Annotated in this window: 18 protein-coding genes and 2 pseudogenes; 3 read left to right on the top strand and 17 right to left on the bottom strand. The window is 65.8% G+C overall.

Annotated elements, in window-relative coordinates:
- Positions 1-18: 18 nt before the first annotated feature.
- The 5 genes and pseudogenes from AB4850_RS18280 to AB4850_RS18260 form a co-directional block, all read right to left on the bottom strand.
- Positions 19-3984, bottom strand: coding sequence for a tetratricopeptide repeat protein (locus AB4850_RS18280; protein WP_414444421.1), 3966 nt, complete (start codon positions 3982-3984; stop codon positions 19-21).
- The gene (locus tag AB4850_RS18275) at positions 3974-6799 is read right to left on the bottom strand and encodes a sugar ABC transporter (protein ID WP_414444420.1); all 2826 of its coding nucleotides are present in this window, start codon (positions 6797-6799) and stop codon (positions 3974-3976) included. The genes AB4850_RS18280 and AB4850_RS18275 overlap by 11 nt, the downstream gene beginning before the upstream one ends.
- 505 nt (positions 6800-7304) lie before the next feature.
- Complete coding sequence (locus tag AB4850_RS18270) at positions 7305-7736, bottom strand: hypothetical protein (protein ID WP_414444419.1); 432 nt, start codon at positions 7734-7736, stop codon at positions 7305-7307.
- 76 nt (positions 7737-7812) lie between these two features.
- The gene (locus AB4850_RS18265) at positions 7813-9777 is read right to left on the bottom strand and encodes an acyltransferase family protein (protein ID WP_414444418.1); all 1965 of its coding nucleotides are present in this window, start codon (positions 9775-9777) and stop codon (positions 7813-7815) included.
- A gap of 332 nt (positions 9778-10109) precedes the next feature.
- Positions 10110-11075, bottom strand: a pseudogene (locus AB4850_RS18260) (LysR family transcriptional regulator).
- A 38-nt stretch (positions 11076-11113) separates the two neighbouring features.
- Between AB4850_RS18260 and AB4850_RS18255 the strand changes: the two are divergent.
- Together AB4850_RS18255 and AB4850_RS18250 are read left to right on the top strand one after the other, a co-directional pair.
- Positions 11114-11677: pseudogene (locus AB4850_RS18255) on the top strand (methyl-accepting chemotaxis protein); the annotation flags it as partial.
- Positions 11678-11791: 114 nt separating this feature from the next.
- Entirely contained in the window at positions 11792-12271 is a 480-nt protein-coding gene (locus AB4850_RS18250; RefSeq protein WP_414444417.1) for a hypothetical protein, read from the top strand.
- Between the two features lie 101 nt (positions 12272-12372).
- Here the strand turns inward: AB4850_RS18250 and AB4850_RS18245 are convergent, their stop codons facing one another.
- The 3 genes from AB4850_RS18245 to AB4850_RS18235 are packed head-to-tail and all read right to left on the bottom strand — an operon-like array spanning position 12373 to position 14839.
- A complete protein-coding gene (locus AB4850_RS18245; RefSeq protein ID WP_414444416.1) occupies positions 12373-14157 on the bottom strand; it encodes a YadA family autotransporter adhesin in 1785 nt (594 codons plus the stop codon).
- Positions 14154-14639 (bottom strand): hypothetical protein, encoded by a 486-nt coding sequence (locus AB4850_RS18240; RefSeq protein WP_414444415.1) that lies wholly within the window; start codon positions 14637-14639, stop codon positions 14154-14156. Before AB4850_RS18240 ends, AB4850_RS18245 begins: the two co-directional genes overlap by 4 nt.
- Positions 14627-14839 (bottom strand): hypothetical protein, encoded by a 213-nt coding sequence (locus AB4850_RS18235; RefSeq protein WP_414444414.1) that lies wholly within the window; start codon positions 14837-14839, stop codon positions 14627-14629. The genes AB4850_RS18240 and AB4850_RS18235 overlap by 13 nt, the downstream gene beginning before the upstream one ends.
- Before the next feature lie 394 nt (positions 14840-15233).
- Here AB4850_RS18235 and AB4850_RS18230 point away from each other — a divergent pair, with 394 nt between their 5' ends.
- Positions 15234-15719: a DoxX family protein gene (locus tag AB4850_RS18230; RefSeq protein ID WP_414444413.1), complete on the top strand. Its 486-nt coding sequence runs from the start codon at positions 15234-15236 to the stop codon at positions 15717-15719.
- Between the two features lie 68 nt (positions 15720-15787).
- Here AB4850_RS18230 and AB4850_RS18225 read toward each other — a convergent pair whose 3' ends face one another.
- The 9 genes from AB4850_RS18225 to AB4850_RS18185 all read right to left on the bottom strand — a co-directional run bounded on the left by AB4850_RS18225 (position 15788) and on the right by AB4850_RS18185 (position 24349).
- Positions 15788-16153 (bottom strand): RidA family protein, encoded by a 366-nt coding sequence (locus AB4850_RS18225; RefSeq protein WP_414444412.1) that lies wholly within the window; start codon positions 16151-16153, stop codon positions 15788-15790.
- Positions 16150-16920 (bottom strand): hypothetical protein, encoded by a 771-nt coding sequence (locus AB4850_RS18220; protein ID WP_414444411.1) that lies wholly within the window; start codon positions 16918-16920, stop codon positions 16150-16152. The genes AB4850_RS18225 and AB4850_RS18220 overlap by 4 nt, the downstream gene beginning before the upstream one ends.
- A 13-nt stretch (positions 16921-16933) precedes the next feature.
- Positions 16934-18184, bottom strand: a complete 1251-nt coding sequence (locus AB4850_RS18215) for a flavin-dependent oxidoreductase (protein WP_414444410.1) — start codon at positions 18182-18184, stop codon at positions 16934-16936.
- A 396-nt stretch (positions 18185-18580) separates the two neighbouring features.
- Positions 18581-19684 carry an amidohydrolase family protein gene (locus AB4850_RS18210; RefSeq protein WP_414444409.1) on the bottom strand — a complete coding sequence of 368 codons (1104 nt, stop codon included), beginning with the start codon at positions 19682-19684 and terminating at the stop codon, positions 18581-18583.
- Between the two features lie 134 nt (positions 19685-19818).
- Entirely contained in the window at positions 19819-20265 is a 447-nt protein-coding gene (locus AB4850_RS18205; protein WP_414444408.1) for a GlcG/HbpS family heme-binding protein, read from the bottom strand.
- A 66-nt stretch (positions 20266-20331) separates the two neighbouring features.
- Positions 20332-21252: a LysR substrate-binding domain-containing protein gene (locus AB4850_RS18200; protein ID WP_414444407.1), complete on the bottom strand. Its 921-nt coding sequence runs from the start codon at positions 21250-21252 to the stop codon at positions 20332-20334.
- Positions 21253-21349: 97 nt separating this feature from the next.
- Positions 21350-22204: a fumarylacetoacetate hydrolase family protein gene (locus AB4850_RS18195; protein WP_414444406.1), complete on the bottom strand. Its 855-nt coding sequence runs from the start codon at positions 22202-22204 to the stop codon at positions 21350-21352.
- A 28-nt stretch (positions 22205-22232) separates the two neighbouring features.
- Positions 22233-23399 (bottom strand): porin, encoded by a 1167-nt coding sequence (locus AB4850_RS18190; protein ID WP_414444405.1) that lies wholly within the window; start codon positions 23397-23399, stop codon positions 22233-22235.
- Positions 23400-23602: 203 nt separating this feature from the next.
- Positions 23603-24349, bottom strand: coding sequence for an SDR family oxidoreductase (locus AB4850_RS18185; protein ID WP_414444404.1), 747 nt, complete (start codon positions 24347-24349; stop codon positions 23603-23605).
- Positions 24350-24381 lie beyond the last annotated feature (32 nt).

Here is a 24381-nt window from a genome sequence, read left to right as displayed (position 1 = left end):
CCCAGGCCGGCGCACGCGTCAATAGAACCAGCTGTAGCGCCCGCCGATCACCGTCACCGGTTCCGAGCCGGCCTGGGACACGCTTTCGCGCTCCAGATAGAACACCGCGTGATCGCCGCCGAACACGCTGCCGGCGGCGCCCGCCGTGATCTGCGGCCCCCAGCCCTGCACCGAATCGTGCACGATGCCGATATCGAGGAACGGCCGCCAGCGATGCGTGTAGCGATCGAGCAGATCGGTGCCGAAGCCGAACGAGAGCCCGTACTGCGCATAGGTCGGCGGCATCGCGCCGGCGGCGGTCAACGGCCCGAGCGCGGCCGGCGACAGCCGCGCGAGCAACGGGTCCGCGGTGCCGGTGGCCGAGTATCGGCCGCGCGCACCGCTCAGTCGCAGCGTGAAATCCGGGTAATCCAGGCGCAGCTTGTATTCGATTTCGCCCGAGGTCAGCACGCCGCTGCCCAGAAAATTGCGCGCCTGGCTGTAGAAGCGGTCCGCCTCCACGCTGCCCGTCACCAGCAGGCGCTGAGAGAGGGTCCAGCGCGCGCCGCCGATCAGGTTGTCCTTCATGCCGCCCACCGACAGCAACTGCGATTCGGTGGCCCGCTGGTTGCGTCCGATGCTGCCCGTCAGCCCTACCGGCGAATTGCGGCCGAGCTCGCCCGACACGCTGACCGTGTTGAAACTGTCGAGGCCCTCGCGCCGCCCCAGCGTCAACTGCACCGCGGTGTTGCGCGTCTGGCGGCGCAGGTGGACATCGACCGAGCGGTCCACGCCCGGCACGTTCACCAACTGGGTTTGATCGGCGCTGCGCTGGAAGCGCTCCAGCGCGGTCACGCCCACCATCAGGTTGTCGCCGATCTTCACGCTGCCGCCGATCCGATGCTCGACGGTATCGAGCGGATGCTCGACCTGGCTTTCGACGCCCGTACTGAGCGATTGCGGCCACGCCATCGCGGTATCGACCAGGCGCTCGTGCAGCAAGGCGTTGCGCGGCGCGCCGGCCAGGCCGTCGAACGCGAGCTGCTCGGCTTCGCCGGGGCGGTCGAGCGCGAGCAGCGCGTCGATGCGGCCGTCGATCGGCAGCCGCGAGCCGCGCTGGTCGACGAGCCGCTGCATGGTGGCGGTGTCGCCCTCGGCCAGCGCGAGCGTCAGTTGCGAATCGGCCGGGCGCGCGAGGCGGCTCGCGTATTGCCGCGCCAGCCAGCGCGTCGCGAGCGGGCTGGCGTCGTGGGACAGCGCCGAGGCGATCGCCACATCGATCGCCACCGCCGAGCGCAGACGCGCGGCCGCCGCCTGGTCCAGCGCATGGCTGGCCGGTTCGGGCGGCAAGCCGGGCGTGTCGCCCAGCAGCGTGCGGCGCGTCGCGGCCATGGTGTCGGCGCCGCCGTCGTCTTTCAGCAACTGGCCGAGCAAGGCCGCCGCCGCGTCGCCGTTCTCGAAGATGTCGGCCAGCAGCACGCGGCGGCCCCGCAGCTCGTCGCGCCGCTCGGGGTCCTGCCCGGCGCGGCGTGCCCGCAGCGCGCGCGCCGCGCCGCCGCCCGCCGTCTCGGCCTTCACGTCCTGCGCCATCTGCAGCCAGACCTTGCGGCGGATCGACCACGCCAGGTCCGGGTCGCCGGCATCCTCGTGCGCTTCGGCGAGCGTGAGCAGCCACAGCGGATCGCGCGACATCGACGCGCCCTGCCGCCGCAGCAGATCGAGCGCGGCGGCCGGCCGGTTCATGCGCATCTCGGCCGCCGCGAACGGCCCCCACAGCGCGCTGTCCTGCAACGCGCGCGAGCGCCACGCGACCATCATGTTGCGCAGCTCGGCGTCGCTGCCGTAATCCACCAGCGTCCAGATCAGCGCGGCGCGCACGTCGTCGGTCGCGCCCGGCAGATCGACCGCGCGGCGCAGGTCGGCGAGCGCGGCCAGCGGCGCGCCGGTTTCGCGGTAAAACTCCGCACGCGCGCCGAGCACGCCCGGCGATTGTTCGGCGCGCGCGCGATCCTCCGGCGAGAGGCTCTTGAGCAGCGCATCGACGCGATCCATCGCGCGCGCCAGCGTGTAGTAGTAGATCGCTTCCTGCAACGCGCGCATCGTGTGATCGCGCTCGAACTGAAGCTGCGAGGTGCGCCCCGCGTCGAGCGGGTACGGATCGTAGAAGTACGTCATCGCGCTCAGGTCGTCCGGAGTCGCCACGCCGCTGGCCAGCAGATGCCGGTAGGCCGCGTCGGCGATGCCGTCCTGTTGCAGCAGGCGCGCGAGCTGCGCCTCGTTGCGCCAGAACTGCGTATCGGCGTCGGCCGCGCCCGGCTGCGCGGCCTGCAGCATCGCGAGCGCCGGGGCGTACTGGCCCTGGCGATACAGGATGCTCGCGCCGTGCAGCGCGTAGGACGTGTTGCCCGGTTCCGCCTGTTGGAGCTTGCGCCAGATGCCGAGCGCCTCGTCGTCGTGGCCGGCGCGCTCGGCGAGCAGCGCCATGCGTTCGTCAAGCGCGTGGCTGCCGGCGGTGCGCAGGCGCGCGTGCAGGAAGGCCAGCGCGTCCTCGGGCCGGCCGAGCCGCTCGAATGTGGCGGTGGTGGTATCGACCAGCCGCATGTCGTTCGGCGCCGCATCCGACGCATGCACGAGCGCCACGACGTAGCTGGCATCGTCGTGCAGCATCGGCGCGAGGCGCAGCACATTGGACCAGCCGGACGGATCGTTCGACGCCTGCGCGTAGCCGAGCCACGTATGCAGCGCGAGCAGCGGCGCGTTGTTCCATTCGGCGACCTGCGCGAGACGCTTGAGCCACAGCGCCGAATGCGGAGTCTTCGCCACTTGATCGGTGGCGACCTTCTGCGCGTTGGCGAGGTCGTTCGATTCGAGGAACGACTGGTAGAGCAGGCTCGGCAGATCGTCGGAGGCGCGGCTGGCGGCGGGTGCGGTGGCAGCACCGCCGTCGGCCGGTGCCTGCCCAGTGGTGGCCGCAACCCGCACGATCCGCACCTCGCCCGCCCGCGTCGCGATGCGCCGCGCACGCGGCCAGCCCTCGCCGACCGGGCCGTCCATGTAGAGGAACGCCGCCGCGTGCGTACGGCGCGACGTTGTCGCTTGCATCGACGCAACCCGCAGCGCGGCGCGCTCGATCCGGCCCACGTCCGCGCGGCCCACTTGCTGCCCGGACAAGCCGAGCAGCGTCTTCGCGTATTGATCGACGAGATCGGGACGCTGCGCGGCCCGAGCCAGATTGAGCAGCACGATCAACGTGTCGCGATCGTCGGCGAGGCCGCCGAGGTGCGCTTGAGCGGCGGCCAGCGCCTCGTTCAGATGATTGCCGGCGCGCAGCGCGGCCACGCCCGCGATGAAGCAGCGGCGCTGTTCGGCGCGCGTCGTCGCATCGGCCTGCAGGCTGAACCACGCCGCCGCCGCGCGCCGGTAATCGCCGCCCCACAAGCCGTACTTCGCGACCTCGGCATTCCAGCGCCGACGGTTCGGCGCGTCCTGCCGCACCAGGCGCTCGTAGAACTGCGCGGCCAGCGCCGGCAAGTCGAGCGCGGCCGCGTTGCGGGCCAGCACGATGAGTTCGTCGGTGTCCCAGGCATCGCCCGCCACCGCCGCGAGCCGGGCCCGCAGCGAGGCGATCGCGCTGGCGCGGCGCGGATCGCCGGGCGGGAACGCAAACGCCTGCTGCTCGTCCACGTTCAGGCGCAGCAGCGTGGCCGCGCGATGCAGGCGCGCGTCGGGCTGCGCGTCCATGCGCATGGCGATCCGTTCGGCATCCTCACGACGGCCCAGTTGCTCGTATTGCTCGCCGAGCGTCTTGAGCAGCTCGACGTTGTCGGGCTGCACGCGCAGCCAGGCCTCCTGATACGCCACGCCCAGTTCGCTCGGGCCGGCAGTCGAGGCGATCCGCTCGCGCAGCGCTTCGCGCGGCCACGCCGTATAGAGGATCGCCACCGCCCCCGCCGCCAGCAGCAGCACGAGCCACGGCGGGGCGATGCGCGGGCGGTCAGCGGCCACAATCGATCTCGACGGCTTGATACGTGACGCGCGAACCGGCCACGCCGGTCGTGTCGAAGCGCAGCAGCGCGCCGTCCGCGTGCGTCGCGACCGGCTGGCCGACGACCCGCACGCTGCAACGCTGCGCGTTCGCCAGTTCGACGAACGGCTGGTAGTAGCCGCCGAATTCGAACGCGAGGCCGTGCGGCGTCACCCGGAAGTGCCGCACGAAGCCGTTGGCCACCGCGATGTAGGGGCGTTGCGGCGCTGCGGCTGCGGCGGCCGGCGCAAGCGTGAAGCGCGCGGCGCCGTCGTCGATGTGGAGGTAGTTGCCGTCGGGGCCGGGCGCATAGCCGGTCACGCCCGAGGCGTGCGCGAGGTCGGGCACCTCGCTGCCGGCCCAGTGCAGCTCGCGCACCATGCCGTTGCCGCGCACCAGCCAGCCGTCGCGCGTGCCGGTCTGGCGCGCCACCGCGAAGGTGTGCCAGTCGAGCACCTTGCGGATGTAGTCGGTCACGTGCACCGGCAACAGCGGCTGCTTCAGCACGGCCGCGAAAATCTTGTCGAGCGAGCGCAGCGACGCCACCTTGGTGCCGCTGTACATGTGGTAGTAGATGTCGATCGGCTTGAAGCGCAGCGGGCTGTCGGTCATCGAGAAGGTTTCGAGCACGCGGTCGAAGCCGTAGAACGGGCCTTGCCAATCGTTGGTGTAGACGTTCTCGTCCTGGTTCGGCGCGTAGACCTGATACGCGTCCGGTCCCTTGTCGACGCCGATCGGCGCGATCGCCGTCCAGGTCGGCTGCGAGCGCGTGATCACCGTGTCGCCGCCGTTGAAGTTGTAGACGCCGGCCTCGTACACCTTGCGCACCACGATGCCGGGCGGCTGGCAGTCGCCCGACCATTGCAGCACCACCACCTTCTTGTCCTGCGGCGCGAGCTTCGCGTTGATGTAGTCGATCGAGCCGGTGATCTCGCGGTCGATATTGAACTTGTAGCCCGGGATGTTCAGCGAGAACGCCGCGTCGCCGCCGCCGCGATCGACCTTCGCGCCGGTGCTGCCGTCCACGTCTTCCCACTGGAACGGGTGCGAGTAGGTGTGCGTACCGATCTCGACCCACGGCAGCGCGAACATCTTGCGCGCGATCTCTTCGAGCCGAGGCGAGATCTTCGGATACAGCCCGGCCGGGCCGACCTCGCCCTCGATCACCGACAGCGTCATCGGGATCTTGTAGCGCGAGAAGATCTGCTCGTAGAGCGCCTCGCCCGAATAGTCCGGGCCGGGAAACTCGGTGCGCGACGCGAAACCGTCGCCATCCACGTGCGTCATCAGCAGGCGGCGGCCGTTTTCGGTGGTCACGCTCGGCGACGGCAGCGCCGGCAGCCGCAGCGCGGCGCTCAGGAACGACATCGGCTGGATCGCCCAGCGCTCCATCTCCACACCGTCGAGCGACACCACCGTGTACGGCGCGAGCGCGTAGCCGCCCCACGGCAGGATCGCCACCGGGTCCAGCTCGCCACCGTTCACGCCGAGGCGCAGCAGTGCATGGCCCGTCGCGCCGACGTGCACGCCGAGCAAGTCGCGCGGGTCGTTGCGGGGATTGATTTCGAAACCGATCATCGGATCGCGGGCGATCACGTTCACCGGCCCCGAGAACGGCCCGGCCACCGTCTGCAGGCCCAGCCCCGCCCCGAGCGGGCCGGCCGGATCGAAGCCGAGCTGGTCGAGGAACGCCACCGGCACGTGGTCGACCACGCGCGCGGCGATCCAGCGCTCCCAGGCGCGCGTGTTCGGCACGCCCGTGCCCTGCAGCCACACCACCACCCCCGCGTAACGGTCGGGCGTGATGTCGTTCGGCAGGCCGGAGGCGAAATCCGCGTATTGCACGTCGTAGCCGAGATAGTTCAGCGGCGTGGCGAGATCGCGCACGCCGATGCTGCCGTCGAGCGGCTGCTTCGGGTTGTGATCCTGCACCACGAGGATCTTGCGCGGCAGCACCTCGATCGCGCCGATGCCCACGATGTCGCGCGCGGGGCTCGTCACGTACGGCTCGACGCCGAGCGCCAGCACCGTTTCGGCGGTCTGGCGCGCGCAGGTGCGATCGGTGCGCGCGCAGGATTCGATCGACACCACCGGCACCCCGGTTTGCGCGGTGAACGCGCGGGCGGCCGCCGCGCGGCTGTCGCGCAGCGCGGGCGGTACATCGAGCGGGAACGCGCCGGTCTCGTTCAGGCCATGCACCAGCGAATCGCCGACCACCGCGTAGAGTTCCCGCGCGATGGGCATGGCGGCCTGCAAGGCATCCGGGCCGCCGGCAACGAGCCGCGCGTCGGGGTGCGCCGCGCGAATCGCGGCGACGGCGGCGAGCGCTTCCGGCGAGTCGAGCAGAAAGCCGCGATAGCCACGCTGCCACAACGGCTCGATGGCGCGTGCCACGAACTGCGCCGGCGCTTCGCCGGCCTCGGCCGTGGTGCGCGCCATCCACAGCGTGTGCGCGAGCGGATGGGCCAGCGGATCGAAACCGCGCGCGGGGTCCACCACCACCGCGTCGAAGGCCTGCAAGGCGTCGACCGGCGGATTGGCGCCGAAGTAGAAGGCCAGATTGGGACGGTGGGTGGTGGCCGTATCACCGGCGGCCGGGAGCGGCTGCGCTGCCGCCGGCATTTCGACGCGCGCGGGGGCCGACTGGGCGATCGCCCGAGTGGGCGCATTGATCGCACCAATGAGCAGCCACGACAGGCCGATACACAACGCACGCGACACGGCGCGGCGTTGCGCGTTCCACTGCCGCCACGGCGCGCACAATGCAGCGCCCGACAGGTCGGTTTGATTTCGCATGCAGGTCTTCGGATTGCACCGCGCATGAAAGCGCAATGTCATTCTGGGTTCGCGAGTGTTCGAAGCGGGAAATCGCTGCGACAGGCTGCCGTTGCCACGGCGTCGCATCGATGAAACGGCGCGGATTTTAACTTGATTCACCAAATCTTACGCAGTATTTCTTCGTTCATGCGTCGATTGGGGCTTAATTCCAACGGATACGGATTGATTGGTTTTTTTAAACCACATATTGGAATTCCCGCAAACGTTTTCTGGTTTTCTCCCTAGACGAATTGATCTGTCCCGATAGTCTCGTTTTGGCGCCGGCATATATCGGTTCAATCTCGCGGACGCTTCGATCGAAACGCGCATCTCGAAAGCTATTTGTTAGCCAATACATAATCATGGTGTGGGATTGCCCAATCTATGCAGCGACGATCCGCTCAGGATTGGGCGTGTCGCTCCGGCAGCGCATGCGGATGACATCGCCAAGGTGCTTGCCTATCGCGCCGATCTCGCCTTGTGGTCAGCAGCGAGGCAAAGCCATCGGCGACCTGGGACGAGAAAACGGCGCGGTTTTGACGCTGATCGCACTGGTTGCATCGTCGTCTGACCCCAGCGAGAAAGATGTCACCAGATTCAGGTCTTCAGGAGCACCCAGTCCAAATCGACTGCAGCGTGGTCCACCCAAATCGGATACGAGGTTTGTTCCACCGACGCTGCCTACATATCGTAAATAGTCGTCGTTAAGTCCGGTGATCGCCGCAAGACTCTCGGCATGTGCCGCGGTCGTCGCGGACACGATTGCAAGCGCGCCGAGCATGGTGATCAGCTTCAAGGTTTTCCTTGTCATGTATTGCCGCGAACGGCCCTCGTCGATTGCCAGGATGAGTGAACGACCGAGGCTTTCCGATCGCTTCCAGAGCACGCCGAGACCGCCAGTTTCTCGGAAATGCATGCCGACTCCGCATGAATCAATCGCATTGACGCGAGCCCGCGTATTGTTGCAGTTCTACGTTATCCTCGCCTGACTGTCAGCCTCTCGAAGATTGCGCGCCACCCGGTGTAATCGTTGCCGCGATCGACGGAATCAACAGTTGCCCGGCCACTGCGTTGATCATCATCACCGCGCCACCCAGCGTCAGGTGCCCGGTGTCGAACGCCGAAATCTCTCCCTTCCCCTCACCGACGCGGGTATCACAGCCCCGCTCGTTGCACATCGCGTCGAACGAGTCGGCGAAACCGACACCCGTCTCGGCCGCCACCGCACGTACCTGCGCATTCACGATGTCGAAGTTCGGCTGCAGGGCGAACTTCGATCGCGCCGGCAATATCGCGTGCCCGTTTGCGCGCCAATAGGCCCAATAGACGTTCGGCAGCGAGTCCTGCCAATGCGGCACCGAGCCCACCAGGACGATATGGCGCACGCCGGCCGCGCGCAGCACGGTCACCGTGGCCGGAATCTTCAACAGATCCGACGCGGTCCAGTTTGCGTCGAGGATCACAAGGTCAGGCTTGCCGCGCCGGATCGCCTCGATCGACAGCTTGTGCACCTCGGCGCAACGGGCGTGATCGGCGTCGCCGGGCAGCAATGGCGGGCAACCGGACGCAGTGTATTGGGCCAGCTGGTATCGATAGTGCCGCTGGAGGTCAACCAGGCCCGGATAAAGAGCGGCAGCGAAGGAATCGCCCCAGAGCACCACGAGCGGCCCCTTGCCGTGTCCGTCGCATGCTGCTGGGAATACGCTCTTGTCGTCGCCCTCGAGGAAACACGAATGCTCGCGCCACGCCGTCTTCATGTCGAAATCCGTCGAGGTGAACCGGTTCGCCATGGTGGACATTCGGAAGCCCATGCCGTCACGTTTGTACGCCAGATAACCCGCCACGCCGATACCGGCGATCAGCACGCAGAGCACCAGTACATGCCACGCACCGCGCAACTTCATGCGACGAATCGGACGCTCGATGGCGAACGTGGTCAATGCCGCGAGCACGACGGCCAGCACCACCATGCCGGCGCGCAACGGCCACGACGGCACACCGGCTGCCATGATGCGAGCGAAGGCCAGCAGCGGCCAGTGCCAGAGGTACAGCGGATAGCTGATCAGGCCCACCCAGACGACGGCGCGGCGCGACAGGCCGCGGTTGAGCACCGTGGACGGGCCACCGGCGATCACCAGGGCCGCGCCGAGTGTCGGCAGGAGCGCCCACCAGCCGGGAAACGGCTTCGCATCGTCGAGCAGCAGCACGGCAGCACCGATCAGCGCTGCGCCCGACCACGATGCAAGCTCGTTGGAACGCGTGAGCCGGCCTTGCCCATCGGCCGTGAGCCACGCCAGGGCGCAGCCCGTCATCAGTTCCCAGAAGCGGCTCAGAGGCGAGTAGAACGCCGCGACATCGTCATGCTGCACGGTCAAGACGTTATATCCGAACGACAGCACCCAAACCGCGGCAATCGCCTGGCCGGCGCTGCGACGCAGCCGGTGAATCAGCATCAGGATCAGCGGCCATACCAGATAGAACTGTTCCTCGATCGCAAGCGACCAAAGGTGCAGGAGCGGCTTTTTCTCCGACAGCGTGTCGAAGTAGCCAGCCTGGTGCCAGAGGACAAAGTTCGAGACGAAGGCTGCACCGCCGGCGATCTGCGCGCCGAGCAGCTTGAAGTCGTCGGCCAGCAACTCGAACCAGCCGAACGCGAAACACCCTATCAGGACCAACAGCAAGGCCGGGAAGATTCTCTTTACGCGCCGCGCATAGAAACCGGCCAGGCTGAACGAGCCAGCGGCCAATTCGGACAGAATGATGTTGCCGATCAGGAAGCCCGAGATGACGAAGAAAATATCGACGCCCGCGAAGCCGCCTTTCAGTGCGGACGGAAACGCGTGGAACAGTACGACCAGTGTGACGGCCACCGCACGCAATCCGTCGATGTCAGGGCGGTACTTCAAGGCGAAGCTGTGCGCCGACTCAGGCGCGGCATGGCGGGAACCGACGTTCATTTTTTTTATGCGCTTTATATACAAGCCCGTGGTCTCGGGCTCCCGCCCCCGGCAGGAGGCGACATTCTATCCGCGCATTACCGAGCACTTCACATCGTGTCGTCGAATTTTCATCGCAAGAATTGAAAACTTCGCGACAGCGATACAAGCCGATTTTCCGAATCGCGGCCTCAAATCATTTTTTATCGCGTCGCGGCGATGAGCAACGCTGAATCGTCCTGCGTCGATTGATGTATGCCAAGCGCCATTCGATTGCTCGCCTGGGCCGACTGGTGATTTCCTTGCCATGACACCTTGCTGAATGACGGCCGTCAGCAATCCTCGGAACGCTTTTACGGAGATAGTCGCGACCGCTTCGGCCGCTCCCCAAATCGCGCAAGCTCTTTGTCAGCCAGCACGTAATCACGGCAATCATGCCGCCGCTCGAACGCGAGATCGAGAAACGCGCGCACGCGTCGGGGCATCGCGTTTCGATTTCCGTAATACAGATGCAGCCGGTGTGCGCGCGCACGTGCCGAAGCAGAACCGGCACCAGCCGCCCTGCCCGAATATGGGCCGTAGCCAGAAAATTGGCGAGTTGCCCGATGACCTGGCCCGACAGCACGGCCCGCACTTCCAGATCGGTATCGTTCATCGCGAACGTGGGCGACAGGTGACGATGTTCGAGCTTGCCGTCCACCGTCGATACCAGGGCGACGCCTTGTCCGTCACCGGATGCCGAAACACGCTGCAGCGATGCGCCGCCAGATCGTCGAGCGTGGACGGCGCGCCATGCGCCTTCAAGTAGCCGGGCGTTGCGCACACGATCATCTGGATCGGAAACAACTGCCGGCCGATCACGCCTTCCCTGGCCGATGCGCCGAACCGGAAGCCGACATCGACGCGATCCAGCACCCAATCGCCGATCGCGTCATCGAGCTGGACGTCGGGCCGGATGCCGGGATGCGCACGACAGAACGCATCGAGTAGCGGCATGAGGATCGGGCCGAACGAGGATTTCGGCCCGGCGATGCGCAGCGGGCCGGCAATCTCTTCCTTCGACTCCCGCGCCAGCATCAAGGCGCTTTCCAGCGCGGCCAGGGCGGCCAGCGTGTTCCAGCAAGCGTTGCCCCTCCTCCGTCGGCGAAAGGGTTGCGTCGTCCGGTGCAACAGGCGCACCCCGAGACGCTGCTCCAGCTGCGCGATGGTTTGACTGGCCGCCTGGGGCGTGACGCCCTGGGCCAGCGCAGCCTGACGGGTGCTGCCGAGTTCCACGGCCTTCGCGAGCGTCGCGAGCGACTGAAGTCGTTGATGGGCATGTGATGGGCATGGTCCATTCCCTTCCGTGGAAGCGCGTTCATGGCGATCCGAAAGCCATGCGCAAGGCCTTCAGTATCAATTTGAAATCTCGGCTTCGCTGACGCAGGTGACGGCCAGCGTGAAGAATTCCGCGTCGGCAGCCGAGGCCGCGCGCCGCCTGGCCGAATCGGCCAGCGACGCGGCAACGCGTGGCGGGCTCGTGGTCCACAGCGCGGTGGAGACGATGCAGGACATCGCCGCCTCCTCGTCGAAAATCATCGAGATCATCGCCGTGATCGACGGCATCGCGTTTCAAACCAATATCCTCGCGCTGAATGCGGCCGTGGAAGCCGCGCGCGCCGGTGAACACTGCCGCGGCTTTGCCGTGGTGGCCGGGGAAGTGCGCACGCTCGCGCAACGCTGCAGCAGCGCCGCGCAGGACATCAAGCGGCTCATTTCCCGGTCGGAGGCGACGGTGTCGGCCGGGTCGGAGCGCATCTCGGCCGCGGGCGACGCCATGAAGGCGCTCGTCGAGGAATCCGCCGCGGCTTCCGCGACCTTGAACGAGCAGGCGCATGGGCTGTCGGACTGGGTCGGCGAGTTCAGCCTGCCCGATGCCTGACGCGGCACGCGGCGCCAGGGCAATTCATCGATCGGGGAATAAAGCGGGACTGCCGGTGTTTACCGTGCGAGCGTGTCGGACCGACCGCGCCCAACACCGTGAAAGGCTCGCACCATGTCGCCATCCCGCTTTACGCCGTATCGCTCATTCATTGCCGCCCTGGCCGCGGGCACCATCGCGATCATGATCAACGTCGCGCTGTTGGCTGTCGCCGACAGTTTCGGCCTCGTTACCGCTCGCGGCGGTTTGCTCACGTTATTGAACCGGACGCAGCATGTACCGGGGAACGGGTTATCGGGGAATTGGCTTTTTCAGCAGGCCTTTCACGTTGTCGTCGGCATCGCGATGGCGCTCCTTTACGCGCAACTCAACGTGCAATTCAACGCCAGACCGGCCGTACGGCCGATCCTCAAGAGCCTTCTCTATGCGGCCGCGGTCTGGCTCGCCAATGCGCTGATCATCCTGCCCTCGATCGGACAGGGCATTGCCGGAAGCCGCGTGATCTCGGTGCCCGGCATGCTCTATTTCGCCTTTGCGCATACCGCGTTTTTTGTCATCAACGGGCTGCTGCTGGCCAGGTTCTCGGGCGAATAGAAGCGGCCGCATCATGCCCGCCGTTGCGGCGGCGGGCCTTGCTCCATGATCACCGCTCCCTCCGAGAGGGCACGGTCACGGTTCAGCCGCAACTGCGTTGCTTACCACTGATACCCCGCACCGACGACGGCGCCATAGTCGCTGCGTGTATTGGTCGTGACAGCGGCCTTGTAGATCCAGTGATTGTTCTCCGAGATGGTGGAGATGCCGATTGCCTGCCCTGACTGGCTTCGATAAACGCTGCCCGCAATGGACACCATGCTCATGCCCGGCCGGGAGGGCTGGGGCAGGCCTGCAACCGCCATCGCACTCGCCGTGCCGCCATCCGCATCACGGCGCAGCCCTCGAATCCGATTATCCGTGTAGCTGTTTGCCTGGGAGACGGCCGAGTTCAGCTGTTGCACGTTGACTGCATCGGTGGGTGCGGTACCGGCGCCCACGTTGACGATCTGTCGGGTGCTGCTCGCGGAGGCGCCCACCGACACCACGTCCGCACGCCCGCCGTCATTGCTGCCGGCGCCCAACGCCACCGAGTTGCTGCCGCTCGACGTGGCGCCGCTCCCGATCGCCGTCGCCCTGTTGCCGGACGCTTGCGAGTCGTTGCCCACCGCCGTACTGCCCGGCCCGGACGCAACGGCATTCGCGCCCCCCGCGGAGGAATTCGAACCGGTCGCCGCGCCGGCACCCTCCGCCGGGCTGGAATTGAAACTTCCGCCTTTACCGGTGGAGTCCTGTATCAACGTGGTCAACTGGCTCTGCACGGCCTCCAATTGCGACACGTTTACCGCATCGGTCCCCTGGCTGCCTGCCGCGAGCCCGGTGAGCTGGCGATTGCCGAGGTTGACCTCGCCGACCGACGATTGCGGACTGCTCAACCCGTAAGCGATGTAGCTGGTCAAGGCACCGACTGTCGTCCGCGAACCCGCGCCGATGGCTACGCTATTCGCCAACGTGGCGCTGGAGCCGGAACCCAGCGCGAGCGCATCGGCCGCGCTGCTCGTTGCGCCCGAACCGATCGCCACGCTGCCCGCCATGCCCGCACTCGCGTTGGCGCCCTGGGCAATGGACTGGGCGCCATTTGCATTCGCGCCACTGCCCAACGCGATCGCATCGGCATCCCCCGAGTTTGCAGCCTCACCGATGGCTACGCCGCCCGTGGCCTGCTGCCCCACGATGGCGCCATTGCCGATGCCGACGCCGCTGCTTCCGTTCACGACAGTTGTCGGCCCGACGGCGACCGATTGATCGCCGACTGCCAGCGAGTCTGCGGCCGTCGAATTCACATGGAAGTACTGCATCGGCGTAACGACAAACGACTGCAATGCGCCGGTCAACTGCCTGACCGTCACGGCATCGTGCGCCTGCGTGCCGTCAGCGACATGGGTGAGTTGCCGGTAGGTGCTGCCGCTTGCGCTCCCGAACGAAACGGCGCCGAGCAGCGTGCCATCGGACGTGTTGAACGGCACCGACTGGATGCCGGCTGAGATCGAACCTGCGCCAGGGGCGATCGCGCGATCGGACACCGAGCCCGAGCCGATCGCAACGCCGCCGGCGACGGACACGCCCGATTGGGCTCCCAGTGCAAGCGCGTCGGCCGTTTGAGCCTGTGCGCCGTTCCCGGCGGCCAGGCTGCCTGCTCCGGCCGCAACCGCAAGCGGACCGATGGCGACACTGTCCGTACCCGTCGCCTGGCTGCCGGCTCCCGCCGACTCGGCACGAAAGTACTTGGTGCCCGAGCCGTTGATGGTGGCGAACAGTTGCGATCCGCTGATGGCGTCCGTGCTGGTTGCCGAAATCGTGCCGGGCGCCACGTTGAGGACCTTCTGATTGGCCACATTGACGCCGGTGCTGGAAATCAGGTTGATCGCCCCACCCTGCATCGTCACGCCGGCGCTGTCGACATAGAACCGGGACGTGCCCGCGCCACCGCCGGTGGGCCCCGCGCCGTACCAGAGACCGGCATTATTGGTGCCTGCCCATACCCCCCGGCCGTGACTGCGGCGCTGCCACTCAAATAGGCAATGTCGCTGCCGGTAAAACCGGTAACGTTGGAACTCCAAAGAGAGCAGCCCGAAGCGAAGCTCGTGGCGCCCGCATTTACGCAGTAATCCGCGCCGTTGTATTCGTAGCCCATAAACGCAGGCCCAGCGGCCATGGCAGCGGACCCGTAACCGGAAAGCACGCCCGACACGGCGAGACAGGCGGCCGCGCCAATCTGCTTCGTTCCCCGCGCCATGCGACGGGCGCATTTTTCGTCTTTAGCTTGTATTGATGATTGCGCGTCGATGATGAGATGCGTAATTTTCTTATCTGAATTGCACACCGTATTCACTCCGTAAATTGTTTTATGAACTTTCAGTCTTCCCACTTGCCCAGCATGGAGTCGCCGGCCCACCATGCACACCAGCGACCCAATACATCAACGCCCGCCCCATTCAGCACAACCATCTCGTTATGGTGATTAAATAAAAAATGGAGTTGCGAAATACTTTGATCGACTTCGACAGCAGCGAGCAAAAAACAAAAGCGGCCCAACACATCTCGCCAGACTTGCCTGTTTCTCGACATTCATATTCCATAGCCACGAAGAGAGATACGGCATATTGCTCTCTCTTTCAGTCTTCGAATTCGGGTGCGGATTCTGACCCGGGCAATGTCAGGTGTAAAGACGCCGGATTTATTAGATTGCGATTGATCACGCCGAGGCTCGATCACCGGGTTTTCGCGGATGGTATTTCGCTCGCAAATCCATCATTAGCGCATAATTAACAAAGATATTTATCGCCCATTTAGGAATATGCGGGCTCGACAGGTTTCCGGAATGAATTATTGAGCGCGGTTGAATTCAGCTATCCGTTTCGCAAACTTGATCGATCGTCGGGAAAACTAAACAATTCACCGGCCACTTCCCCCGAAGCCACCTCCTCCACCTTGAATCGGCCAATACCCAACAGGGCGAATCATGAAGCCAACCCCCTCTTCGTTCCCCGGAAGAAAAACGGATTCGAACAGCCGTCATGAAAGGTACGAGGTTCCGGCCTATGCCATGCTGCGCGTGGCATTCGGCCTGATTCTTTTCACGCATGGCTTGCCCAAGGCGCTCAACAGTTCGCATGGCTCGATGAGCGATCCGATGGCGGCGTCGATCCACCTGATCCACCACGTTCTCGGCTTGCCATTCGCGCCGCAGATCGCCGACCTGATCATGCTGCAGGAAACCGCAGGCGCGCTGCTGCTCGCCGTTGGGCTGTACACGCGCGCGGCGGCCCTGCTCTTCTGCGCTGAAATGATCGGGATCTGCCTGGCGCTCGGGCCGACATGGCCCTGGCTCGATCGCGGCATCGAGTATCCCGTGCTGATGGGCATGCTAGCCGCTTACGTTGCCGCGCGTGGCGGCGGGCCCTACTCCGTGGATGGACGCTTTTGGCGTAAGCGGGGAGTTGAATGAAGGCCCCGTCCTTCAATACCACCGGCCGGCCGAGCCGCTAACGCGAGTGCCCGAGCCGGGGTCCCGTTCTAGGCGATCGATGCGCCCGCCGAGCGGTTGCAGGACTGAACCCGGTCAATGGTACGGATCGCGCGCTCGACCCTGCCGTTGCGTCGCGGGCACTGCGACGTGCCCGCCGCAGCGCCGATGCGGGTCATGTAGATGTTGATCTTCACCACGTCGCTCGTGCTGCCGCCCGCGGCGAGCACCAGATGCCGGATGCGCTCGAAGATCAGCCGGGACTGCTCGTATTCGCCGCCGCCGACCGGCTTCAGCTGCTTGTCCCGGGCGGTCAGGCCGGCCACGTAGACCGTGTCGCCGACCTTCAGGCAGTTCGACCAGGTGTGCGGCGCCGGCTCGGTCACCTCGGCGCTGGTGATGCGTTGAATCGTCATTCGAAGAAATCCTTGGGCGGCTTGGCGCACCACTGGGTTGTCTCGTCCGCCGTACCGGCGAAGACGCTGGGTTGGTGAGCGTGATTGACGACATCGCCGTCGGTGTAGTGTTCGATTCGGAATCCGAAGGGATCGCGCCAGTAATCGAAAATCTGGCTGCCCAACAGGTGGCGCCCCACGCCGCAGTCCAGGGTGTAGCCGCGTTCCATCAGGAAGTCGTGGGCGCACATCACGGCGTCCAGGCCATCCATCTCGAACGAGCAGTGGTGCACCCCCGGCTCGGGCGTGCCGAGCACCGGCATGCAGTGATGATCGACCCAGGCCTCGCGCGCCACGCGCACGGCCTGGTTCCTGCGCGCCTTGTGACGGGCGCTGTTGAAGCCGAGGTCGGCCGCCTCGCTGGGCCGGCCGTGCGCCGCGCCGCCGTGCAGCGCGTCGATCTCGAAACCATCGGGCATGCGCATGCGCACCCGTTCGCCGCCGTCAGGCACCTCGCCTACCGGCTCGATGGCGCTGGAGCCGGGCAGCGCGGACAGGCGCGCCAGATCCTCGTGCGATGCCACGCGCAAGCCGGCGCCGAGAAAGCGGCAGGTGTCGCCCAGCACGGCTTCGTAGATATAGGGGGCATCGCCGCTGCCGCGCATCAGCAGCCGGCTGCCGTCGCAGGGCAAGGCCGGCACCATGCCGAAATCGGTCAGGAATGCTTCCATTCGCACCAGGTCGGTGACCTGGTAACGCACATAGGCCAGATCGGTCGCTCGATTCATCGTGGCGCGCTCCTCAACGAACCGCATCGCGCTCGGGGGTATAGGACGCCCGCTGGTTCAGCGCCTCGACCGCGAAGCCGGCCAGGCGCTTGAACGCATCCGCCCGCTCCTTCAGCTCCGTTGCGCCGATCACGTCATGAATGTCGGTGAAGCCCTGCGGCGCGCGCTCTTCGGCGAGGTCCATCACCAGTTCCGGCCCGAGGGTCCGGTTCTGGGTGGCGATCTCGCGCATCGGCGGCAGACGCTCCGCTTCGTAGCGGCGCAGGCCCTCCTGCAGATCGTTGCGGCAGGTGGCGAGATGGAACGCCAGCGAACGTGCGTCCACCACCGCCTGCGAGCCGGCCTGCGAACCCACCGGGTGCATCGGATGGGCTGCGTCGCCGACCAGCGAGACGCGCTCGAAGGTCCAGCGATCCACCTTCGGGAATTCGAAGACATCGACACCGGACGCGATCAGGCCGGGCACATCCAGCCAGTCGAAACGCCAGGAGTCGAACGCATGTGCGAAGCGGGCCTTGTCGACCTTGCGGTTCCACTCCTCGCGCGGCGGCCCGTCGCCGCTCTGGCCGAGCTCGGTGATCCAGTTGAGCATCACGCGCCCGTCGGGCAGGTTCAGCATCGGATAGCACACCAGCTTCTGGTTGCGGTGGCCGGCGATGATCATGGTCTTGCCGGTGAGGAACGGATTCGCCGGCACGGCGCATCGCCACATCAGCTGCCCGCCGAATTGCAGCGGCTGATCCGGATAGAAGTGCCGGCGAACCACCGAGTGGACACCGTCGGCGCCGATCAGCACGTCGCCCCGGGCGGACCCGCGCGGCGCCCCGGTCTGGCTGTCGACGAAGCGGGCGGTCACGCCGGTCTCGTCCTGTTCGAACGACGCCAGGCGATGGCCGGTATGCACCGCGTCACGGCCCAGGCGGCTTTCGACCGCATCGAGCAGGATCATCTGCAGCGTGCCGCGGTTGATCGCGTATTGCGGCCAGCGGTAGCCGGCCAGGCGGCCGCGCGGCTCGGTCCAGATGCGCTGGCCGCGCTTGGTATAGAACGCCAGTTCCTCGATCGCCACGGCTTGCGAGTCCAGTGCCCGATCCAGGCCCAGCTCGGTCAGCTCGCGCACGGCATCGGGTTGCAGGTGCATGCCCAAACCCAACGCCGCGATATTCGACGTGGCCTCGAAGACTTGCGCCTCGAGGCCGGCGGCCTGCAGGCTCAAGGCTGTCGTGAGCCCACCGATTCCACCGCCTACGACGATGACTTTCATCTGCCTGCTCCTCCGATATCCGGCTTGTCTGTAATAGGCAGGAAGTTTACGTGACCGACATCAAAAAACCATTGACAAATAGCGCGTCTGATATGAGCAATCGGTTAAGTCAGGATGACTGAAGGTCTGGAATACAGAGAAGATGGGAGGCTGCCGTCAGAACGGAATCGGCATATCGTCGCGGCTCGCTCGGCATGGCCGGGGCGCAAACGCGGGCTTGCGGCCGTGGCGCAGGCAGGACGGCGGCCCTGACCGAGGAGAGGGCCAGGTTGGAGGGCAGAGAATTCGGCCTTCGGGTTCGAGCGAACACGAAAGCCATGCCGTTCACCGCTCAGGGAGATCGGCCGTCGGCCTAGGCATGTTCAGGCCGACGTTTTTCCAGCAGGCCGAAGCCACTCAGGCTTTGACATTGGCAAGAATGCCCAAGGCATTCTCCCATCCGATCTTCTCGAATTGCGCCGCGCTCATGTTCGACGCCTTCAGCCCGTTCGCCGTATCCAGCGGCGACGCCGCCGGGAAATCCGAGCCGAACAGGATCCGATCGCTCGGCATCAACGCCATCAAGGACGGCAGCGTGTACTGATTCCACGCCTGTGCCGTATCGAAGTAGAGCTTCCGAATCAACGCAACCGCACCGGCCGGCTCCGCTTTCATCAAAACCGGATCGCCCGAGACCATGCGCGCGAATCGAAACGTCAGATACGGTACGTCACCGCCACCGTGCGAAAAGATGAAGCGAATGTTCGGATAACGAATGGTCACGTGATTCATCAGCAAGCTTGCCACCGTGCGCGACGTTTCCGTGCCGTACTCGACCACAACATCCGGCACCTTGGGCACCACGTTCGTGCAGCATGCCGGCTGAAGCGGATGGACGAACACCGTCGCGCGGCGCCGGTTCAATTCCTCCATCACGGGCGTGAAGACCGGATCGCCCAGATACTTGTCGCCGTAGCTCGTCATCATGCCCACGCCCTGCGCCTTCAGGGTATCGAGGCCATACGCGATCTCGGCAAGCGTCGCGTCGATATCGGGAAGCGGCAACGTGGTGAACATGCCGAAGCGGCCCGGGTGATCGGCCGCCATGCGCGCCTGAAACTCGTTGCAATCGCGGGCGAGCGCCTTGGCCTGATCGAAATCGCCGAAGAAGATGCCGGGATCGCTGGTGGAGACAATCGCCATCCGGACGCCGCCGGCATCCATCGCATCGAGCGATTTCTGCACGGTCCAGCCTTCGTTGAAGGCCTGGTGGGTGCGCCGCCCCCGCATCATCGCCAGCAGCGCCGGCGACGTGTAATGGTGATGCACGTCGATGATGCGCAACGCCTGCGCCGGCTGTGCCCAGGCGTGGCGGCCCAGCGCGAGCCCCATGCCGAGCGCCGCCGCCGCGCCCAGGAAGCCGCGCCGGCTCGCACCGGAATGGGAATGAGGATGGGGCAGCCCGCAGCCGCAGGGCGGCGCGGCCGGTTGCAGATCGAGTCTCGACCATTTCTTCAACATCGTGTGTCTCCAGTCTTGTTGTTTCGATGCGGGTCGTTGCCCGCGCTCACGTTCGCCGGCATGCGACGCGCCGGCCGGGTTCCTGTCGTGCAGCCGGCGGCAACCCGGCCTCATGCCGCACGCGCACCGACGCCCTATCGCAACGACGCCGCCGCGTTCGCCGCGGTCTGCCCATCCTGCTCGGGCGCCGCACCGCTGACGCCGATCGCGCCGACGATCCTGCCGTCGTGAACGAGCAGCAAGCCGCCATCGGCGGGCACCATGTCGGGCAGCGCAAGCACATTCAGGCGGCCCGCCGCGACCCGGTCGGCAAAGCCCTTGCTCGGCTCCTGGAACAACAGCGCCGTCTTCGCCTTGCCCAGCGCCATCTTCACGCCGGCCAGTTGCGCGTCGTCCATGCGCACGAAGCACATCAGGTTGCCCCCGGCGTCGATCACCGCGATCGACTGACGCCAATGGTGATCGTGCGCATAGGCCAACGCAGCGTCGATCAACCCCTGCGCGCCGGCCAGCGTGAGCACGGGGGTGTCGACAAACTGCGCGTTAGCCGCCGGAGCGCATGCCATCACGGCCCAGGCCATGACCGATGCCAATCGCTTCATTGAATCCTCCCATCGATACGTTCAGCGCAACGGCCGCTCGTCCCTTCAGGCCTGCAACGCAACAGCCTGCGTGCGCAAATCGATCCGCCTGATCAACGGCATCGCCTTGTGAAGCGCCGGGTTGTCGTTCCCCGCCTTCCATGCGAGATGCAGCTCCACCGAGCGGACCGGGTCGATGCCGGCGACCTCGCGAAACACGACGCCCTCGTACGACAGATGGCTCGCCGTTTCCGGCACCAGCGCGGCGCCCAGGCCGGATCGCACCACGGCCAGCATCGACAGGACCTGGCTCACGTGCTGACGATAGACAGGCATTGCACCGGTATGCGCGAACACGTGACGAACGAGATCGTGGAAATACTTCGCATCGTCGGGCGCATACATCACCATCGTCCGCCCGTCGAAATCGCGCAGATGCAGCGCGTCGCGCCGGGCAAGCGGATGATCGAGCGGCAACGCCGCCACCAGCGATTCGCGCGCGACGCAGAGGCTTCGCATGTCGTCGTGATCGGCGGGCAACTGCCGCAGCAGGCCGATGTCGAGCTGGCCGTTGTCGAGGGCATCCACCTGCGCGCGGCTGACCATCTCGCGCAGCTCGAGATCGACGTCCGGCAAGCCGAGCCGCAGGCACCCCAGCATCTCCGGCAGGAATTCGTAACCGGCGGTGGCGGTAAAACCGATCGTGATGCGGCCCGCCTCACCCAAGCCGGTGCGCAGTGCCGCCGAACGCGCCCGTTCGGCGAGCCGCAGGATCGTTCGCGCCTCCGGGAGCAGGCTGCGTCCGGCGCAGGTCAGGCTCACGGTCCGGTTGGTCCGGTTGAAAAGCGCCGTGCCGATCTCATGCTCGATCAACTGAATATGCCGGCTGAGCGGCGGCTGCGTCATGTGCAGCCGCAACGCGGCGCGGCCGAAATGCAACTCCTCGGCCACCGTCACGAAACAGCGCAGTTGGGTCAGATCGAACACAGTCACTCTCCTTTTCCCTCGCCACCCTCGCACGCAGGTGCGCAACGCCGGTGGCACACGGAATCGCCCCGCACGACGGATGCCGCTGCGCACACGGTCAGATCGGCTCGTCGACGATCGTGTTGCGCAGGATGCCGATCTTCGAGATCTCGACCTCGACGACGTCGCCCGGTTTCATCCACAGCGGCGGCTGCCGGTACGCACCGACGCCGCCGGTCGTGCCGGTGACGATCACGTCGCCCGGCGCGAGCGGCGTAAAGGTGCTGATGTATTCGATCAGTGCAGGAATATCGAAGATCAGATCGTCGGTCGGCGCGTGCTGGACGACTGCATCGTTCAATCGCGTCGTCACGGTCAGCGCCGACGGGTCGCCCAGCTCGTCGGCCGTCACGAGCCACGGGCCGAAGCCGCCGGTACCCGGAAAATTCTTGCCGGGCGTCAGTTGGCTGGCATGACGTTGCCAGTCGCGTACGCTGCCGTCGTTGTAGCAGGCGTAGCCCGCGACGTAATCGAGCGCCGTTTTCGCACTGACATGCCGTGCCGGGCGGCCGATCACCACCGCCAGCTCGCCCTCGTAATCGAGTTTTTCCGAAACGCGCGGGCGCACGATCGCCGCGTTGTGCGCCGTTTGCGAATCGGCGAAACGGGTGAAGATGGTCGGCTTGTCGGGAATTGCCTTGCCCGTTTCCCTCACGTGCGCGACGTAGTTGATGCCGATGCACAGGATCTTTTGCGGGTCGGGAATCACGGGCAGAAACGCGATGTCGCCGATGCCGAAATCGGCCTGCGAACGCACGGCGATCTCGCCGATTTCGGCGAGGCTGCCCCGCAACAGCGCCTGCCTGAGCGTCGCGCCGACCTTCGATGCGTGCGGCGCCAGGTCGATGATGCCCGATTCGATCAGTACACCGAATGATTCGATTCCTGCGCGCTTGAAACTGATGATCTTCATGAGAATGTCCTTGAAATATCCGCTTGAATCAGAACCGGTGCATCAGCCCGACGCCGGCCACGATCTGGCTGCGCGACGACGCCGGCTGGGCGTTGGCACCGTCGCCGATCGAAGCGACCGCATTGACGATGTCGCCCGCGCCGTTGATGCCGAGCGTCTGACCGCTCGCGCGCTGGAATCCCTCCAGCGCGTACAGCGAGGTGCGTACCGACAACTGGTAGACCTCGGAGAAATTGATCTGCTGATATCGCGCGGCGGACGCGATGCGATTGGCCGTGGTCGCGCGCGTGTAGGCATAGCCCGCCGTCAGATCCACCACGGCCGACGGCTTGTAGTGAAGCACCGCACCGACCGTGTTGAAGATGGCGGTATCGGTGAATGACGAATGCGTGCCGGGAATGTACTGCGTGTTCGAATACATGAACGACACGTCCCACGCCTGATTGAACGCATAGCCGCCCGCGACGGCCACCCGCTGCTGGGCCTGAGCGGTCTGGTAGCCGACGTTGATCGCCGAGACGCCGATCTGGGCGCCGTTGTTCGAGGTGGCCGACGACGGGCTCCACGCACCGCCGCCGGGCGTTGCATTGTTGATGCGCCAGAACGCCGCCGCGATCCCGATCGGGCCGTTGACATATTGCGCGCCGGCACTCCAGGCCGAGCCCGCGTTGGTGCTGCCCGCTACCCCGCCGAACGAATACTCGCCGCTGAAGGTCAGCCCGCGGTAATTCGGCGACGTGTAGACGATCGCGTTGTTCTCGTGATAATCGGTATCGGTGCCGTCGATGTCGCCGGGATGCGCCGCGTAGTAACCGGTCAGCCGCGGCTCCGGGCTGTACGGCTGCAGCATCGTGTAGTACGCCGAATATTCGCGCCCCGCCGTGACGGTGCCGTATCTGGGGTTGGTCAAGCCCACGAACGCGAGCCGGTTGAACGCGAGCCCGGCCGTCGACTCGGCGCCGTTCGCGCCATTGAACCCCTGCTCCAGCGTGAAGATCGCCCGCGTCTGGCCGCCCAGGTCCTCGCTGCCCTTGAAGCCGACGCGATCGGCAGCAAACACCCCGGTCGTCATCTTGACGAGCGAACGGCCACCGCTGGTGGAACCGAGCGTGGTGGCACTGCTCTGATAGCCGATGCCGTTATCCACGATGCCGTAGAGCGTCACCGAGCTTTGCGCATACGCGCCATCGGCCATCGGCCATCAGGAACGCACACGCCGAAATCCAGATTGTCTTGCGCATTGCTTGTCTCCTCCTAGTTGTCGTATCGTCGTTACATCGCCTGAAACATTGCACTCCTAACTTTTATTTCGATTTTTCCGCGGCAGGTTCGTCGCGCCCATCACGTCACGTCATGCCGGAACGCGGCATCGCCGCCGCGTCCCGACTCAAGCTCGACTCAGCCGCGGCCGAGGAACGACGGCATCTGCGACGCCATCACCGTGACGAACGGCACGTTGGCATCCAGGCTCATGTTGGCGATCAACAAGACCGTGTTGCCGACGTTCGCCGCATCCATCGTGGGCTCGACGGCGGTGGTGCCGTTCGGTTGCAGCACGCCGTTGGCCATGCGGGCCGTCATCGGCGTGGCGGCGTTGCCGATGTCGACCTGCGAGCTGACGATGTCGAACTTGCGGCCGTCCAGCCCGATCACCTTGGTCAGCCCCGTCACCGCATGCTTGGACGTGGTATAGGGCGCCGAGCCGGGGCGCGCGACGGTTGCCGACAGCGAACCGTTGTTGATGATCCGGCCGCCGCGCGGCGATTGATCCCGCATCATGCGGAACGCGGCGTTCGCGCACAGAAACATCCCGTGGATGTTCACGTCGATCACCTTGGTCCACTGCTCGAACGTCACGTCGCCGAAATTCGTCGCGGGAGAGCCGGTGCCGGCGTTGTTGAACAGCACGTCGAGGCGGCCGTAGGTCGATGCGACCTGGTCGAACAACGCCTGCACCTCATCGGGCCGGGACACGTCGGTCGGCACCACCAGGCTTTCGCCGCCGGCCAGGCTGGCGGTCTCCTCCAGGGCGTCGCGCCGGCGGCCGGCCAACGCGACGGCATAGCCGTCCTGCAGCAGTGCGGTGGCAACGGCCCGGCCCACGCCGCTGCCGGCACCGGTCACAATGGCAATTCGCTTCGTCATCCTAATTTCCTATCGTTTGTCAATTGCGTTGT

The organism is Burkholderia sp. 22PA0106 (genome assembly GCF_047497155.1).
In the GTDB taxonomy this organism is placed as follows: domain Bacteria; phylum Pseudomonadota; class Gammaproteobacteria; order Burkholderiales; family Burkholderiaceae; genus Burkholderia.
Note: the sequence above shows the minus strand (reverse complement) of the source record. Positions and strands in the feature narration are given on the sequence as shown.